14 protein-coding genes are annotated in these 16,117 nt (G+C 69.2%); 11 read left to right on the top strand and 3 right to left on the bottom strand.

Annotation, left to right across the window (positions count from 1 at the left end; genetic code table 11):
- The first annotated feature begins 184 nt into the window (after positions 1 to 184).
- Positions 185 to 1,486, top strand: a complete 1,302-nt coding sequence (locus ASF60_RS19010; protein WP_056188707.1) for a polyhydroxyalkanoate depolymerase — start codon at positions 185 to 187, stop codon at positions 1,484 to 1,486.
- A 56-nt stretch (positions 1,487 to 1,542) separates the two neighbouring features.
- On the top strand, positions 1,543 to 2,277 hold the full coding sequence (locus tag ASF60_RS19005) for a M48 family metallopeptidase (protein ID WP_056188703.1): 735 nt from the start codon (positions 1,543 to 1,545) through the stop codon (positions 2,275 to 2,277).
- Between the two features lie 14 nt (positions 2,278 to 2,291).
- Here ASF60_RS19005 and ASF60_RS19000 read toward each other — a convergent pair whose 3' ends face one another.
- Entirely contained in the window at positions 2,292 to 2,669 is a 378-nt protein-coding gene (locus ASF60_RS19000; protein ID WP_156634300.1) for a hypothetical protein, read from the bottom strand.
- 268 nt (positions 2,670 to 2,937) lie between these two features.
- On the opposite strand from ASF60_RS19000, the gene ASF60_RS18995 reads away from it, so the two are divergent.
- From ASF60_RS18995 to ASF60_RS18980, 4 genes are all read left to right on the top strand, one after another.
- Positions 2,938 to 3,405 carry an invasion associated locus B family protein gene (locus ASF60_RS18995; protein WP_244478510.1) on the top strand — a complete coding sequence of 156 codons (468 nt, stop codon included), beginning with the start codon at positions 2,938 to 2,940 and terminating at the stop codon, positions 3,403 to 3,405.
- 95 nt (positions 3,406 to 3,500) lie between these two features.
- Entirely contained in the window at positions 3,501 to 4,166 is a 666-nt protein-coding gene (locus tag ASF60_RS18990) for a hypothetical protein (protein ID WP_056188977.1), read from the top strand.
- Positions 4,167 to 4,200: 34 nt separating this feature from the next.
- Entirely contained in the window at positions 4,201 to 6,213 is a 2,013-nt protein-coding gene (locus ASF60_RS18985) for a glycosyltransferase family 2 protein (RefSeq protein ID WP_056188700.1), read from the top strand.
- 4 nt (positions 6,214 to 6,217) lie between these two features.
- A complete protein-coding gene (locus ASF60_RS18980) occupies positions 6,218 to 7,939 on the top strand; it encodes a glycosyltransferase (protein WP_244478505.1) in 1,722 nt (573 codons plus the stop codon).
- A gap of 6 nt (positions 7,940 to 7,945) precedes the next feature.
- Here the strand turns inward: ASF60_RS18980 and purC are convergent, their stop codons facing one another.
- Positions 7,946 to 8,740 carry a phosphoribosylaminoimidazolesuccinocarboxamide synthase gene (gene purC, locus ASF60_RS18975; RefSeq protein ID WP_055955211.1) on the bottom strand — a complete coding sequence of 265 codons (795 nt, stop codon included), beginning with the start codon at positions 8,738 to 8,740 and terminating at the stop codon, positions 7,946 to 7,948.
- Between the two features lie 223 nt (positions 8,741 to 8,963).
- A complete protein-coding gene (nth, locus tag ASF60_RS18970; protein ID WP_082508074.1) occupies positions 8,964 to 9,728 on the bottom strand; it encodes an endonuclease III in 765 nt (254 codons plus the stop codon).
- Positions 9,729 to 9,748: 20 nt separating this feature from the next.
- On the opposite strand from nth, the gene ASF60_RS18965 reads away from it, so the two are divergent.
- From ASF60_RS18965 to ASF60_RS18945, 5 genes are all read left to right on the top strand, one after another.
- Entirely contained in the window at positions 9,749 to 10,285 is a 537-nt protein-coding gene (locus ASF60_RS18965; protein WP_056188694.1) for a DUF2244 domain-containing protein, read from the top strand.
- Position 10,286: 1 nt separating this feature from the next.
- Positions 10,287 to 10,865: a DUF3016 domain-containing protein gene (locus ASF60_RS18960; RefSeq protein WP_244478504.1), complete on the top strand. Its 579-nt coding sequence runs from the start codon at positions 10,287 to 10,289 to the stop codon at positions 10,863 to 10,865.
- Positions 10,866 to 11,060: 195 nt separating this feature from the next.
- Positions 11,061 to 11,771: a response regulator transcription factor gene (locus ASF60_RS18955; RefSeq protein WP_056188692.1), complete on the top strand. Its 711-nt coding sequence runs from the start codon at positions 11,061 to 11,063 to the stop codon at positions 11,769 to 11,771.
- Positions 11,768 to 13,177 (top strand): HAMP domain-containing sensor histidine kinase, encoded by a 1,410-nt coding sequence (locus tag ASF60_RS18950; RefSeq protein ID WP_056188688.1) that lies wholly within the window; start codon positions 11,768 to 11,770, stop codon positions 13,175 to 13,177. The genes ASF60_RS18955 and ASF60_RS18950 overlap by 4 nt, the downstream gene beginning before the upstream one ends.
- Positions 13,178 to 13,180: 3 nt before the next feature.
- Entirely contained in the window at positions 13,181 to 16,111 is a 2,931-nt protein-coding gene (locus tag ASF60_RS18945) for a bifunctional [glutamine synthetase] adenylyltransferase/[glutamine synthetase]-adenylyl-L-tyrosine phosphorylase (RefSeq protein ID WP_056188685.1), read from the top strand.
- Positions 16,112 to 16,117 lie beyond the last annotated feature (6 nt).

Below are 16,117 nucleotides of genomic sequence, written 5' to 3'. Positions count from 1 at the left end.
CGATAGGGCCGGGTTGTCTCGCGTCTATCCCTCTGGGGTCAGCAGATCGCTCTTGTCGACCGGGCATTTGCGCTAGTTCGGACCGGGTGGATCGGCGCCAAGCGAATCGCGGACGAGCCGGGCGGCGCACTTCGGCCCATGGAAGGCTCGTAAGACGCGCGGCCCGAAGGCGGCGGAGCAGATCATGAACCTGTCCTATTTCTGGTACGAAGCGGCCCGACTCATGACGGCGCCGGCGCGTCTGGCCGCCGACATGGCGCGGCACAGCCTGCAGAATCCGGCCAACCCGCTGGCCTATTCGCCCTATGCGCGCTCTATGGCGGCCGCTTGCGAGATGTTCGAACGCGTCACACGGCGCTACGGCAAACCGAGCTTCGGTTTCACCAGCATCATCATCGATGGCGTGTCGGTGCCGGTGAGCGAGCGCGTGGTGTGGGAGCGCCCATTCTGCCGCGTTGTCACCTTCGATCGCGGCTTCGTCCGCGGACTCGCCGAGCCGCAGCCCAAGCTGCTGATCGTGGCGCCGATGTCGGGCCACTATGCCACGCTCCTGCGCGGCACCGTCGAGGCGATGCTGCCGCATCATCAGGTCTTCATCACCGATTGGACCGATGCCCGCATGGTGCCGCTCGCCGCCGGGCGCTTCGATCTCGACACCTACATCGACTATCTCATCGACCTGTTCCGCGACCTCGGGCCGAACCTGCACGTGATGGCCGTATGCCAGCCGGCCGTGCCGGTGCTCGCCGCCATCGCGGTGATGGAGGCGCAGGGCCACGCTCCGGTGCCGGATTCGATGACCCTGATGGGCGGCCCCATCGACACCCGGCGCTCGCCCACCGCCGTGAACTGCCTGGCCCAGGAGCGCGGCACCGCGTGGTTCGAGCGGAACTGCATCACCACGGTTCCAGCCGCCTATCCGGGCGTCTGGCGCAGGGTCTATCCGGGATTCTTCCAGCTCTCGGGCTTCATGGCGATGAACCTCGACCGCCACGTCAACGCCCATGCGGAGATGTTCGACCATCTCGTCACCGGGGATGGCGATTCGGCCGAAAGGCATCGCGAGTTCTACGACGAATACCTCGCTGTGATGGACCTCACGGCCGAATTCTATCTCCAGACCGTCAAGACGGTGTTCGTCGACCATGCCCTGCCGAAGGGGACGATGATCCATCGCGGCACGCGGGTCGATCTCGGCGCCGTGCGCAGCTGCGCCATCCTCTGCATCGAGGGCGAGAACGACGATATCTCGGGCGTCGGCCAGACCCAGGCCGCCCTCGACCTGACGCCGAACCTACCGCCGGAACGCAAGGCCTATCACCTGCAGACGGGCGTCGGGCATTACGGCGTCTTCAACGGCTCGCGCTACCGCACCGTCATCGCCCCGCGGATCGCAGCCTTCATCCGGGATATGGGGCGATCCTCGGGCGCCGCGGACGGGAACGGCGCGGCGATCGACGGGCCGGCCCCCGAAGCTCAGACCTGAGGATTGCGGTGCGCGGATCGATGGCGGAGGCCCGCGACAGCGGTTAAGCTGGCGTCATGCGATTGGCGTTGCTGCGCGGGGCGGACCCGGATCACCTCGACATCGTACACGAGGGCGAGAGCCTGCGTGTCCTGCTGCGGCGTCGGCCGACGGCCCGCCGCCTGACCCTGCGCGTCTCCAGCGCCACCGGCGAGGTGGTGATGACCCTGCCGACCCGGACGTCGGTCGGCGTCGCCCGGACCTTCGCGGTCAGCCACGGCGGCTGGATCGCCGCACGCCTCGCCCGGATGCCCGAGAAGGTGGCCTTCACGCCCGACGCGGTGCTTCCAGTCCGCGGCGTCCCGCATCGGATCGTCCATCGCGACCAACGCAGCGGCATTACCCGCCTGGAGCATGCCGGCGGTGAGCCTGTGCTGTCCGTGGCCTGCGACGCGCCGCATATCGGGCGACGGGTCGGGGATTTCCTGCAACGGGAAGCCCGGCGCGACCTCACCGAGGCCGTCGCCCGGTATACCGAGGCCCTCGGGCAGGGGCCGACGCGCATCACCCTGCGGGATACCAGGAGCCGCTGGGGCTCCTGCACGGCCCGGGGCGAACTCAACTTCTCCTGGCGGCTCATCCTGGCGCCGCCGCTGGTGCTCGATTACCTCGTGGCGCACGAGATGGGTCACCTGCGCGAGATGAATCACTCGGCACGGTTCTGGACCCTCGTCGGATCACTCTGCCCGCACGTGGACGAAGCCGAGCGCTGGCTGAAGCGCAACGGAGCCACCCTCCACCGTTACGGCTGAGGCAGCCGCAAGCCTCAGCCTCTTGCGCGCAGGACGCGGCCGCGAACGACCTGCTCGGCCGGCCAGGTGGGGCGGGGATCGACGTCGCCGGGGTTGAGGGTGCGCGGCGCGACGTTATCGCAAACCTCGCGCTGGCGCAGGATCACCGGCTGGCCGAATTCGTCCCGTCTGCGGATGATGCCGCCCTCCCGGCAGAAGCCCGCCAGCTCGGCGGCGTTTCCGGCCCGGCGTCCGCCCGGCGTCCGGGCGATCGGCCGGTGTTCGATCACCAGCGGACCGTCCCGGTTCAGCGAGCGTTCGATGTAGGTCGTCTCGCCCACGGGCAACGGCTCGGCGACGGCCGGTCCGGCGAAGGCAAGAGTGGCGAACAGGAGTGGGGCGCGCAGTCGCATGGATTCGTCCGTTGGCGAGCAAGCTTGGCGGTCAAGCGTGGCGGTCAGCACTAGAGGCTGTACGCGCGGCGCGATAGTCGGTTCCCATGGGCCGGCCTTCGCTTGACAGGCAATGGCCCAGCATGGTCGGAACACCCGTGTTTTCGGTTAACGGCTCGCGGGGCATCGGGCCAGACGAAAGGGTCGACGCGTGGGGTTTCGTGGAATGGTGCAGCGCGCACGCGGCCTGGTCGCCCGGGGTGTCGCGGCAGGCGCGCTTGGCGCGGCGATGCTGATCGTCGTCTTCGCCACGGAGGGTGCCTCCGCTCAGGGCATGGTCCGAAACACCTTCGGCGATTGGCAGTTGCGCTGCGAGACGCCGGCCGGCGCGAAGGCCGAGCAATGTGCCCTGGTGCAGTATCTCGCGGCCGAGGATCGGCCGAACCTGACCCTCGTGGTCATCGTGCTGAAGACGGCCGACAATCGCGGCTACCTTCTGCGCGTCGTCGCCCCGCTCGGGGTCCTGCTGCCGTCCGGTCTCGGGCTGAAGATCGACAAGACGGATGTGGGCCGGGCCGGCTTCGTGCGCTGCCTGACCACCGGCTGCGTCGCCGAAGTCGTGATGGATGACGGCTTGATCAAGCAGTTCAGCGCTGGCGCGCAGGCGACCTTCATCGTCTTCCAGACGCCCGAGGAGGGTGTCGGCATCCCGCTCTCGATGAAGGGCTTCGGCCAGGGCTTCGACAGCCTGAAGTGATGCGCTTCACAGGGGTCGGGCGTGCGATGCCGGTTGGATTCGGAAAGCGTGCCGGGCAATCAAGTTGGATCTGGGCAATGGATCTGAGCAAACGCATGGATAAAAGCCGACGCGCGGGCGGGCAGCGTCTCGGGTTCCTCCTGGCGGTCGCTCTGGCGGCGAGCCTCGTCGGCGCCGACACGGCTCGGGCGGAAGAGGGCAACATCTTCACCAACATGTTCAAGTACGGCGGGACCACCGTGCCGCCGTCTCAGCCGGACGACAGCGACCCACCCTACTGCCCCACGGTGGCGGTGCCGGAAGGCGGCGCGGCGACCCAGGCCTATGGCGGCCGCAGCGGCGACAGTGCGAGCCTTCGCCATCAGGTAACGCTCGGGCGCCTCGCCCGCGAATGTGCGAGGCTCCAGGACGGATCGATCTCGGTCAAGGTCGGGGTCGAGGGGCACGTTCTGCTCGGCCCGCTGGGCAAGCCCGGTCGCTTCGATGCGCCTGTCACCATCGCCATCAAGGCGGGGGACAAGACGGTGACGTCGCGCGTTCACCGGGTGTCGGTGACGGTATCGCCTGGGGAGGCGCAGGGGCTGTTCTCTTTCGTCGAGGACAACCTCACGGTTCCGGCCGCCCTGGCGCGCGACTACGACATCGAGGTCAGGCTCGGCGCCGCACCGCAGCGTGCGGCACCCCGCAAGAGAAAGCCTCCCGTCGCCGCCGCGACGTCCGAAGACCGCGTCGCCACGCCCAACAAGGACGCGGCAGAGTGAAGAATGAACGCGTGCGGGGGATGTCCTGACCGAATTGGGTCGCTCCGTCGCCTTCACGCTCGATCCCACGCAGGATCCCGTCTTCGACCGGCGTCTCGGCCTCTCGGCGCCGGCGCGCGGACGCTGGATCGTGCTGACCTACCGCGGCGACCCGGTGCCCCGGCCGCTGCGCCCGCTTCTACGCCTCACCCGTGACGACGGCCGCTGTGAAACCTTCGTGCTGCCGGCACCGGTCCAGGGCGCAGCCGTCTGGCTTGGCTACCTGCCGGCCGATTGCGCGGCGGTGGACCTCGCCATCGATGGGCGCGGCTTCGAGTTGGAACGGGTCGGCCTACGCTCCGAGGCGAGCCTGTTCGGCGAGTGCCTGCGCAAGCGGCCCCTGCGCGCCATCGCGGCGGGCTATAACCGCTTGAGGCGCCATGAGCGGCGCTATCGCGACATCCTGCGCGGTAGCTGCGCCGTCACGCCGCGCGGAGCCTTCGATGCCTGGGCGAGGGACCGAACGCGCGCCGATCGCGGCCCCGTTCCGGCAGGCCCCACGCTGCAACTGATCCTTCCGGCCCGGCGCGAGGAAGGCGAACGGGTCGCCGAGACGATACGCAGCCTCCAGGCCCAGCGGTTTTCCGCCTGGCGCCTTCACGTGGCCTGGGATCACGCGGGCGCCGATCCGATCCCCGCCGATGCCCGCATCGTAGAGGGCCGGTGGCCGACCGCCGGGTGTTTCGGCGATCTCGTCGGGCGGGCCGAGGTGGCGGCCCTGCTGACTCCCGGTGACAGGCTCGATCCCGACGCTCTCGCGATCCTGGTCCGCACCCTGTCGGACGCGCCGGCGTCGGAGATGATCTATGCCGACGCCTGCATCGGAGCTGGGACGCCCGAGAGCGCGCGACTGAAGCCGGACTGGAGTCCCGATCTCGCCCTCACCACCGCCTATATGGGCACACCCACGCTCTATGCCGGCGCGTTGCTGGAAAGCCTGCAGGCCCTGCCCCTGGACGCTCAGGATACGTTCCCCCTCCGCCTGGCTCTGAACGCCACCGGCGCGGTCTCCTGTGCGCGGGTCTCGCATGTGCCGCGAATCCTCTCGCAGGGAGAGGTGCCCGACTCGGATGCCGGGCAACGCCACGCCGCCGTTCTTCAGAGGTATCTCGACACGCACCGCCTCCCGGCGCGGGTCGAGGCCCATCCACGCGGCTTCGACCTCCTCTGGGCCCTGCCGGAGCCGCCACCCCTGGCCAGCGTGATCATCCCGTCGCGCGATCGTCTCGATCTCATCCGGGTCGCGGCCGATGGAGTCCTCAATGGGACGGCCTACCCGGCGATCGAACTGGTCATCGTCGACAACGGCTCCGTCGATCCCGCCGTCCTCGCCTATTACGACGGCCTGAAGCAGGATTCGCGCGTCCGCATCCTGTCCCATCCCGGCCCCTTCAACTTCTCGGCGATGATCAATGCCGGCGTGGCCGCTGCGCGCGGATCGGTGGTCGTCCTCCTCAACAACGACGTGGCGGTGCTGCGTGAGGATTGGCTGGAGGTTCTGGTGCGGCAGGCCTGCCGGCCCGAGATCGGCGCGGTCGGTGCCAAGCTGCTCTACGCGGACGGAACCCTGCAGCATGCCGGCGTCGTGGTCGGTCTCGGAGGCAGGGCCGGCCACATCCTGCGTCGCCGTCCGGCGGCCAGTCCGGGCGTCCTCGGCCGAAAGCGGGTGGCTCATGAGGTCTCCGCCGTGACCGCCGCCTGCCTCGCCGTCGAGCGGCACAAGTTCGACGCCGTCGGTGGCCTCGATGCGGAGACCTTCGCCATCGACTTCAACGATGTCGATGTGTGCCTGCGCCTCGCCGCCGCCGGCTACCGCACGATCTGGACGCCCCGTGCCGTCATGGCCCACCTCGAATCGACCAGTCGTGGCCCGGCGATCGGCGCGGCCCGGCTCCGCTTCGAGCAAGAGGCCGAGCGCTTCGTCGCGCGCTGGGGCGGGACCATCCGGCACGACCCCTATTACCATCCGGCCTTGTCGCTCACGACTTTCGGGGAAGACCTTGAATAGGCCGGTGGCGGGCGAGGCGTCGCCCGCCCTGGCCTTCGCGACGGCCGCGCGGGAAGCGGCGCCTGTGCGCTGGCTGAGGGCCGCCGCGATCCTCGCGCGATCTCCCCGCGAAACTGTCGCGATTCTGCGCGCACGGTTGGCGGGCAAGCGGGTCCGGGCGCAGCAGGCGAGAGCGGCCCTGTTCGGCCTCGATCATGGATCGCTCCAGGCTTCGCCGGCCGTCCAGGCGCGACTCCTCGCTGGAACCGCGACCGAATTTGCTCGAACCGACGTCGAGGATGTGGCCATTCTCCTCCCGGGAGATTTGGCAAGTTTGCGCCTTGCAGCGGCTTTTTCGGGCCGTGCCGCGGCTTGTCTGGGCCGTGCGGCGGCTTCGGCCTCGATCCTTGTCCTGACGGCACCGGGACATGCCCTCGTGCCGGGAGCGACCGATCGCCTGACTGAACTTTTCGCCCAGGCTCCGACGATCCAACTCGTCTATGGCGACGCGCTGCTCGGGCCGGTGACCGGTGCCGCGACGCCGCTGCTGCGCCCCGCCTTCGATCCCGAATACCTGATGGCCGTGGACTATATCGGACCGGTCCTGGCGATCCGCCGAAGCGCCCTCGCGGCCATCGTCGGCCCGGACGACGCCGCCAGCGGGGCCTTCGAACTCGTGCTGCGCACGGCCCGGCATTTCGGGCGCCAAGCCATCGCGCATCTGCCCGGCATCCTCTCCCGAAGCGATCCCGCGGAGAGCCCTCCGGCCGGCGACCCGGATCAGGCCGCAATCCTGCGTCGAAGCCTGGACCGGAGCGGTGGACACGCGATCGCGATCACCATTGAGCCGGACGGCATCCGGCGGCTGTCGCATCCGCTGCCGGAACCACATCCCCTGGTCAGCCTGATCGTGCCGACTCGCGACCGCGTCGACCTCCTCCGAACCTGCCTGACCAGCCTGATCGACCGCACAGACTGGCCGCGGCTCGAAATCCTCATCTGCGATAACGACAGTCGCGAGCCCGAGACCCTGGGGTATTTCCGGGATCTGACGGCGCGGGGCGTGGCCCGGATCATCCCGTGTCCGGGCCCCTTCGACTTTGCCGGGATGAACAACGCGGCCGCCGGCGCCGCACGGGGCCGGGTTCTCGCCTTCATCAACAACGACGTGGAAGCGCTGCATCCGGACTGGCTCGAACGCCTCGTGCGCGAGGCCCTGCGGCCCGATGTGGGGGCGGTGGGCGCCAAGCTGCTCGATGGGCAGGGCCGGATTCAGCATGGCGGCGTGCTGCTCGGCCCCGGAGGCCTCGTCACGCATGCGCATCGCTTCTTTGCCGGGAATGCCCCCGGCTACCTCGCGGGCCTGCGGGCGACGCGCGAGGTCTCGGCCGTCACGGCAGCCTGCCTCGTCGTGGAGGCCGCCAAGTTCTCGACGGTCGGGGGCTTCGATTCAGCGGCTTTCGCGGTCGATTTCAATGATGTCGACCTGTGCCTGCGCCTCAACGCGGCCGGGTATCGCACCCTGTTCGTCCCGGGGGCGGTGCTGCGGCACGACGAGGCTGCGAGCCGGCGCTGGACGCTCGCTGCGCGTGCCCGCCACGGGCGCGAGGTCGTGGCCTTTCAAAAGCGATGGGGGCCGCTGCTGGCGCAGGACCCCCATTATCATCCCGGGTTCGACCCCGATCTCGGCACCTATGCCCGCCTGCGGCCGGGCTGGCCCGGGGCCGGCCCGATACGCGCGCGCTGAACGGGCCTACTGGACCAGGCGCGGACCGCCGGTCTGAACCTTCTCGTTCTCGGACATGATACCAAGACGCTTGGCGACCTCGGTATAGGCTTCGATCAGGCCACCGAGATCCTTGCGGAAACGGTCCTTGTCGAGCTTGTCCGACGACTTGATGTCCCACAGGCGGCAGGAATCCGGGGAGATCTCGTCGGCGACGACGATGCGCATCATATCGCCTTCCCACAGGCGGCCGGTCTCGATCTTGAAGTCGACCAGACGGATGCCGACGCCGAGGAAGAGCCCGGACAGGAAGTCGTTGACCCGGATGGCCAGGGCCATGATGTCGTCGATCTCCTGGGGCGTCGCCCAGCCGAAGGCGGTGATGTGCTCTTCCGACACCATCGGATCGTTGAGCGCGTCGTTCTTGTAATAGAACTCAATGATCGAGCGCGGCAGCTGCGTGCCTTCCTCGAGGCCGAGGCGCGTGGCGAGCGAGCCGGCGGCGACGTTGCGCACCACCACTTCGAGCGGAATGATCTCGACTTCGCGGATCAGCTGCTCGCGCATGTTGAGGCGGCGGATGAAGTGCGTGGGTACGCCGATGTCGTTGAGATGCTGGAAGACGAACTCGGAAATCCGGTTGTTCAGCACGCCCTTGCCGTCGATGACGTCATGCTTCTGCGCGTTGAAGGCGGTGGCATCATCCTTGAAGTGCTGGATGAGCGTTCCCGGCTCGGGACCCTCGTAGAGGACCTTCGCCTTGCCCTCGTAGATGCGACGGCGGCGGTTCATAGGCGTGTACCGTGGTTTGAGGAAGTCCATGGGCCGTGACTCCTTGCGAGCGAACGATGCGGAATCCGCGGCGTGGCGGCCAGAGAGAGAGGCCGGGCCGAGAGACACGTCGTACGTCGAAAGCCTCCGCGACCGTGGCGCAAACTACCCGAAGCAAGCTGGCAGCACAACGCGTTGGCCGGATGGGTCCCATGCCGCCTGGGGAGAGCCGGGCGAGCGATCGGAGGCTTTTCGCGCGCGGCCGATCGGAGCGTCAGGCTGATGGCGTCGGGGGAGCCGGTGCCGAGGGAGCCGGTGTCTTGGCTGGGAATCGGCACAGGTCGGCGATCGGACAGCGATAGCACTCGGGCTTGCGCGCCTTGCAGATGTAACGTCCGAACAGAATCAACCAATGATGGGCGTTCAGCCGGTAGGGCGCTGGCACGATCGCCTCCAGCCCGGCCTGGACCTTGTCGGTGGTGGGCGCGACCACCAGGGGGATGCGGTTCGAGACCCGGAAGATGTGGGTATCCACCGCGATTGTCTCCTCGCCGAAGGCGACGTTGCGCACGACGCTCGCGGTCTTGGCGCCGACTCCCGGCAGCACCTCCAGCGCCGCGCGGTCGCGGGGCACTTGTCCGCCATGGCGCTCCACCAGGAGGCGCGACAGCGCGATCACGTTCTTCGCCTTGGTGTTGAACAGCCCGATGGTGCGGATGAAGTCCCGCACACGCTCCTCACCCAGGGCCAGCATCGCCTCCGGGGTGTCCGCGATGGCGAAGAGCGGCGCGGTGGCGAGGTTGACGCTGCGATCCGTCGCCTGCGCCGAGAGCACCACAGCCACCAGCAGGGTGAAGGGGTTCTGGAACTCCAGTTCCGCCCGCGGTTCTGGGTTGGCGGCGCGCAGCCGCGAAAAAATCTCGGTGACCGTCTCGGGTCCCACCGGTTCGGGCGTTGCGGGTACCGCTGCGACGATCGGCGCGGCGAGGCGCGCGGAGATCGATGATTTCCGGGGTCTGGTCGGCTGTCGGCTCGGCATCTGCGCGTTATATTCCCTGCATGGCGAGCGGCAATCATCACGTTCCACGGATCGGCCGGCATCCGGACGGCCTCGATCCCGACAGCATGGATCGGCCCGTGTTCCAGGCCACCATCCGGCCGCACCAGTCGCTCGGCCCCGACGGCTTCCGCATCGTGATGGGCCTGTGTTGCGCCGTCTCCCTCGTGACCTCGATCGCCTGCGTGCGGGCGGGCTTTTGGCCTGTGGCCGGGTTCTTCGGACTCGACATGATCGCCCTGTATGTCGCCCTCAAGGCCAGCTTCCGGCGCGGACGCTCCTTCGAGGAGGTGGTGATCACCCCGATTGAAGTGATGCTCGCCCGCGTCACCCATCGCGGCGAGCGGCGGGAATGGCGCTTCAATCCCCTTTGGACCAAGCTGACCCGGGTCGAGGACGAGGAGTACGGCATGCAGAGCCTCACCCTCGAATCGCGTCGCGAATTCGTCGTGGTGGCGCGCGACGCCTCGCCCCCGGAGCGCGAGGTGATTGCGGAGGGTCTGACGCGCGCCCTCGCGCAGGTGAAGAACGGATACTGAGATGGCTGCCGGCGGACGGGCCAGACTGGCGATGCTGGTTGCCGTCGGTGGACTCGGTCTCATGGGTCTCGCCCTTCCGAGCCTCAGCCTCGCGGGTCCCGCTTCGGCCACCCCCGCGCAAGCCCGAGTCACGGTCCGTTTCGTGGCACCGGAGCGCTACACCGATGCCGACGACCGGTACGGTTCGGGACCGGCCTTGCGCGGAACATTGGCCGAGATCCGCCGGATCATCGAGGCGTCCGCCCTCCGGGTGATGGGACCGGACGACACGCTCGTCGTCGACGTCCTCGACATCGACCGGGCCGGATTCGTACGGCCGGACCTCAACATCCCCTCCGGCCTGCGCTTGGTCAGCGATGTGACGCCGCCCGCCATCCGCCTGCGCTACGATCTGGGGCGCGGGAAAAGACGGATCGCTTCCGGCGAGGAGCGCCTGACCGACATCAACTTCCTGTTCGGCGCGCGCGGCGCGGCGGCCACCGGCAGCTTCGGCTACGAGGAAGAGCTGCTGCGCCGCTGGGCCCGCGAGCGGCTGTCCGCCCGCGACGGCGCCTCCGCCCCAGGCCTGCGCCCGCAGTAGGACGCGGCGTCCTCCGGCCGTCCGTCTCATCCGCGTTCCGGTCCGCACATGACCAAAGCGTCATGTTGCCGCCAGCCTCGCGCAACGGTTGCGCTCCTACCGTCCCGGTCTTGGATCGCGGACGGAGGGCGCAGCATGAACGTGACCGGACAAGGCGGTTTCGTAATCCCGGGCGAGCCCCTATCACTCCGTCCCATGCGTCTGCTCATCATCGAGGACGACCGCGAGGCGGTCGCGTACCTGGTCAAGGCCTTCCGGGAAGCCGGCCACACCGCGGACCATGCCTCCGATGGCCTCGATGGCTACGCCATGGCGCAGGGGGGCGATTACGACGTGCTCATCGTCGATCGCATGCTGCCCAAGCTCGACGGCCTGTCCCTCATTCGCTCCCTGCGCGAGCAGGGGGTGACCACCTCCGTCCTCATCCTCTCTGCCCTGGGCCAGGTGGACGACCGCGTGAAGGGCCTTCGCGCCGGCGGCGACGACTACCTGCCCAAACCCTACGCCTTCTCCGAACTGCTCGCCCGAACCGAGGTGCTGGCCCGGCGCCGGGCCGGTTCGGGCGCGGCGGCGGAGGCGACGGCCTACCGGGTCGGCGATCTCGAACTCGACCGCCTGTCCCATCGCGTCACCCGGGCCGGACAGGAGATCGTGCTGCAACCGCGCGAATTCCGCCTGCTCGAATACCTCATGCGCCATGCCGGCCAGGTGGTGACCCGGACGATGCTGCTGGAGCATGTCTGGGACTATCATTTCGATCCGCAGACCAACGTCATCGACGTGCATGTCTCGCGCCTTCGCGCCAAGGTCGACAAGGATTTCGAGCACCCGATCATCCACACCGTGCGCGGGACCGGCTACGTGCTGCGGGTCGACGAGGTGCGCGGGCACGGCACGGCGCCGTGACGACGTTCGACGACGCCCCCGGCGGGCGCCTGCGCAACCTGTTCCGCACCACGGCCTTCAAGCTCTCCGTCGCCTACCTGCTGGTGTTCGCCACCTGCGCGCTGGCGGCTCTGGGCTACGTGGCCTGGAATGCGAGCCGGGTCCTCGACGACCAGATGGTCTCTACCATCGAGGCCGAGATCAACGGCCTGTCCGAGCAGTACAAGGTCGGGGGCCTGCGCCGACTGATCGCCGCGGTGGAGCGCCGGGCCGGCGAACCCGGGGCCTCCCTCTACCTCGTCACCAACGCGGCCGGCGAGCGCCTCGTCGGCAACATCGCGGCGCTTCCGACCGGTCTCATCGTCGATCCGGGGCAGACGGAAGCCGACTACGCCCGCAACGGAGGATCGCAGAGCCTCGATCACCGCGCCATCATGCAGATCTTCGTACTGCCGGGCGGTTTCCGGCTCCTGGTCGGGCGCGACGTCGAAGAGCGCGACCGCCTGCGCTCCGTCATCGGGCGGACCTTCGGCTCCTCGGTGGGTCTCGTCGTGGTGCTCGGCGTGGTAGGCGCCTGGTTCATCGCCAGCCGCGTGCTGAAGCGGGTCGATGCCATGACGGAGACCACCCGCCGGATCATGGCCGGCGACCTCGACGGACGCCTCGCGGTGGCGGGCAACGGCGACGAACTCGATCGCCTCGCGCGCAATCTCAACGCGATGCTGGAGCGAATCGGCGAACTGATGCGGGGCCTGCGCGACGTCTCCGACAACATCGCCCATGACCTGAAGACCCCGCTGACCCGCCTGCGCAACCGGGCCGAGGAGGCTTTGCGCAGCGCCGAGTCGCCCGAGGCGCTGCGTACCGCTTTGGAGGGCGTGATCGAGGAGAGCGACGGCCTGATCCGGGTCTTCAACGCCCTCCTGATGATCGCCCGCCTCGAAGGCGCGAGCGCCCGCGAGGAGTTCCAGGTCTTCGACGTCGGTGCGGTGGTGCAGGCGGTGGCGGAGCTGTACGAGCCCCTGGCCTCGGAGCACGGGCTCGCCCTCGTCGTGGTGACCGAAGGCGACCCGCTGACCCTGCGGGGCAGCCGCGAACTGGTCGGTCAGGCCGTGGCGAATCTGGTCGACAATGCCGTCAAGTACGGAGGTCCGGACGGCGAGATCCGCGTGTCGGCCGTTCGGACCGGCGACACCCTGCGCCTCAGCGTTTCGGATTCGGGACCCGGGATCCCCTCCGACGCACGGGGGCGGGTGCTCGACCGCTTCGTCCGCCTGGAAGAGGCCCGCTCGCAACCCGGATTCGGTCTCGGCCTCAGCCTCGTCAACGCGGTGGTGCGTCTGCATCAGGGGACATTGGCCCTCGAAGACCATGCCCCCGGCCTTTCGGTCGTGATAACCCTGCCGGCGGGAGACGCGGGAGGATAGGGCATGTCGCAGGGGGCCAGCACGCCGAAGGGCACCCTTCGGGCGCGTCTTACGGCCGCGCCGGTGCTGTCCGATCCCGAAAGTGCGGCCGCTCGGCTGGCGGATCTGGAGTCCACGCTTCCAGCCGGGTGCCTCGATGCCCCCTTACGGGCGCTGCTGGCGGGACTGGCCGACCACGCGCCGTTCCTCTGGCAACTCGTGCTGCGGGAGCCGGACCGCTTCGCCGCCCTGGTCGAGGCGGAGCCCGATGCGTCTCTCGCGGCGATCGTGGCGCGCCAGCGGGTGGCGGGGCGGAGCGGCGATCTCGACGCCGTCGCGAAGGCCTTGCGGCGGAACCGGGCGGAGCATGCCCTGCTGGTGGCGCTCTGCGATATCGGCGGTCTGTGGCCCCTGGCGAACGTGACCCAGGCCCTGTCCGACTTCGCCGATGCCTCGGTCCTGGCCGCCGCCGACGCGATGCTGCTGCAGGCCGCGGCGGCGGGGCGTTTCCTGCCGCGCGATCCGGACGATCCGCAAGTGGGCTCGGGCCTCATCGTCCTGGCGCTCGGCAAGCACGGCGCGGGCGAGCTTAATTATTCCAGCGACATCGACCTCGTGGTGTTCTTCGATCCTGAGGTGGCGCCCCTCAAGGGGGACCTGCCGCCGACGCCGTTCTTCACCAAGCTGGCGCAGGGCATTGCCAAGCTGCTGCAGGAGCGGACCGCCGACGGCTACGTCCACCGCGTCGATTATCGCCTGCGTCCGGACCCCGGTTCGACGCCGGCGGCGCTCTCGCTGAACGCGGCTTACGTCTATTACGAGAATCTTGGGCAGAATTGGGAGCGGGCCGCCTACATCAAGGCGCGCGCCATCGCGGGCGATATCCCGGCGGGCGAGACCTTCCTGGCCAATCTGCGCCCCTTCGTCTGGCGCAAGTATTTCGACTTCGCCTCCATCGCCGACGTGCACGCGATGAAGCGCCAGATCCATGCCGTGCGCGGCCACGACACGATCGCGGTGGCGGGCCACGACATCAAGCTCGGGCGCGGCGGCATCCGGGAGATCGAGTTCTTCGTCCAGACCCAGCAACTGGTCTTCGGCGGGCGCAGGCCCGAGCTGCGCGGCCGTCGCACCATCGCGATGCTCGACGGCCTGACCCGGGACGGCTGGATCGACGCGACAGCCCGCGACGATCTCACGGCGGCCTACGACTTCCTACGCACCATCGAGCACCGGCTCCAGATGCTGCGGGACGAGCAGACCCAACGCCTACCCGCCGACACCGACGAACTCGACCGGTTCGCCCGCTTCGCCGGTTTCGCGACGCGCGAGGCTTTCGAGGCGGCGCTGCTTCACCATGCCCGCCGGGTCCAGGGCCATTACGCGCTGCTGTTCGAGGCTGAGCCCGACCTTTCCTCCGACGTGGGCGATCTCGTCTTCAGCGGGACGGGGGACGACCCGGCCACCCTCGCGACCCTGCGCAAACTCGGCTTTCGCGAGCCCGAGCGCGCGGTGGAGACCGTGCGCGGCTGGCATTTCGGGCGGCGCCCCGCCGTGCGCACCCCACGCGCGCGCGAAGTGCTGACGGAGCTGGTCCCGGCCCTGATGCAGGCGCTCGGCGGCACGGCGCATCCCGATACGGCCCTCGACACCCTCGACCGGGCCTTCGCCCGGATGCCGGCGGCCCTCGAACTCCTGACGATCCTGCGCTCGAACGAGCGACTTCGGCTGCTCTTCGCCGATCTCCTCGGTACGGCCCCGCGCCTCGCCGAGACCGTGGCGTTCAGCCCCCATGTTCTCGATGCGGTGATCGATCGCGATTTCGCCGAGGCCGAAACGGATGCCGGAGCCCTGGCGACGCAGTTCCGGGCGCGCCTGGGCAATCCGACCGATCATGAGGATTTCCTGGACCGGAGCCGCGACGCGGCGCGCCAATTACGCTTCCTCACCGGCGCGCGCCTGCTCTCGGGCGTCCTTTCTCCGGAAGAAGCCGGTCGCGCCTTCGCGGGCATTGCCGACGCGGTGATCGCCGCCACGGTGGAGCGCGTCTCCGCGGGCTTCTTCGCCGAGCACGGTGCGGTGCCGCAGGGGCGCTTCGCGGTCCTCGGTCTCGGCCGGCTCGGCTCGCGCCAGCTCACGGCCGATTCCGATCTCGATCTCGTGCTGGTCTATGATTTCGATTCCACCGACCGGATGAGTGCCGGGCCGAGGCCTCTGGACGCGGCGGTGGCCTACAACCGCCTGGCCCAGCGCATCGTCGCCGCCCTCACGGTGCCGACCCGCCGCGGGCATCTCTATGAGGTCGACCTGCGCCTGCGGCCCGGCGGTGGCCAGGGACCGGTGGCCGTGCAGTGGCGCGGCTTCCGAACCTATCAGGCCGAAGACGCCGAACTCTGGGAGCACATGGCTCTGACCCGGGCGCGTGTCATCGTCGGCGATGCGAGCCTCACGGGCGATCTCGACGGGGAGATCCGCGCCCTCGTGAGCCGTCCGAGGCCGGCGGCCGAAGTCCATCGCGCGGTTCGGGACATGCGCCGCCTCGTGGAAGCGGAAAAGGGTCATCGGGGGGCCCTCGACCTCAAGCTCGCCCCCGGCGGTCTGCTCGATCTCGACTTCCTGGCCCAGGCCCTCGTGCTCGGGCAGGCGCATGCGACGCCGAATCTCATCGGACTCGGGGCCTGCGCGGTGTTCAGCCGCGCGGCCGATCACGGCCTGCTTCGACGATCGGACGCCGACCGGCTCGCGGAGGCCTACCGCCAGTTCGACGATGTCCTGCACTGGCAGAGACTGATGGTCGAAGGCGATCCGGCCGAGGCCGCGCCGGTGGCCCTGTCGCGACTGGCGGTGGCGATGGGGGCGCCCGATGCGGCGCGACTGGTCGCGGCCCTGGACGAGACTCGCGTCGAGGTGCGCGCCCTCTTCGACCGTCTGCTCGGTGCCGGCGCGGCGGACTGATCCGCC

The organism is Methylobacterium sp. Leaf113 (assembly GCF_001423325.1).
Taxonomy (GTDB): Bacteria; Pseudomonadota; Alphaproteobacteria; order Rhizobiales; family Beijerinckiaceae; genus Methylobacterium.
The sequence above is the reverse complement of the archived record's forward strand: the minus strand, read 5'-3'. Positions and strand labels throughout refer to the sequence as shown.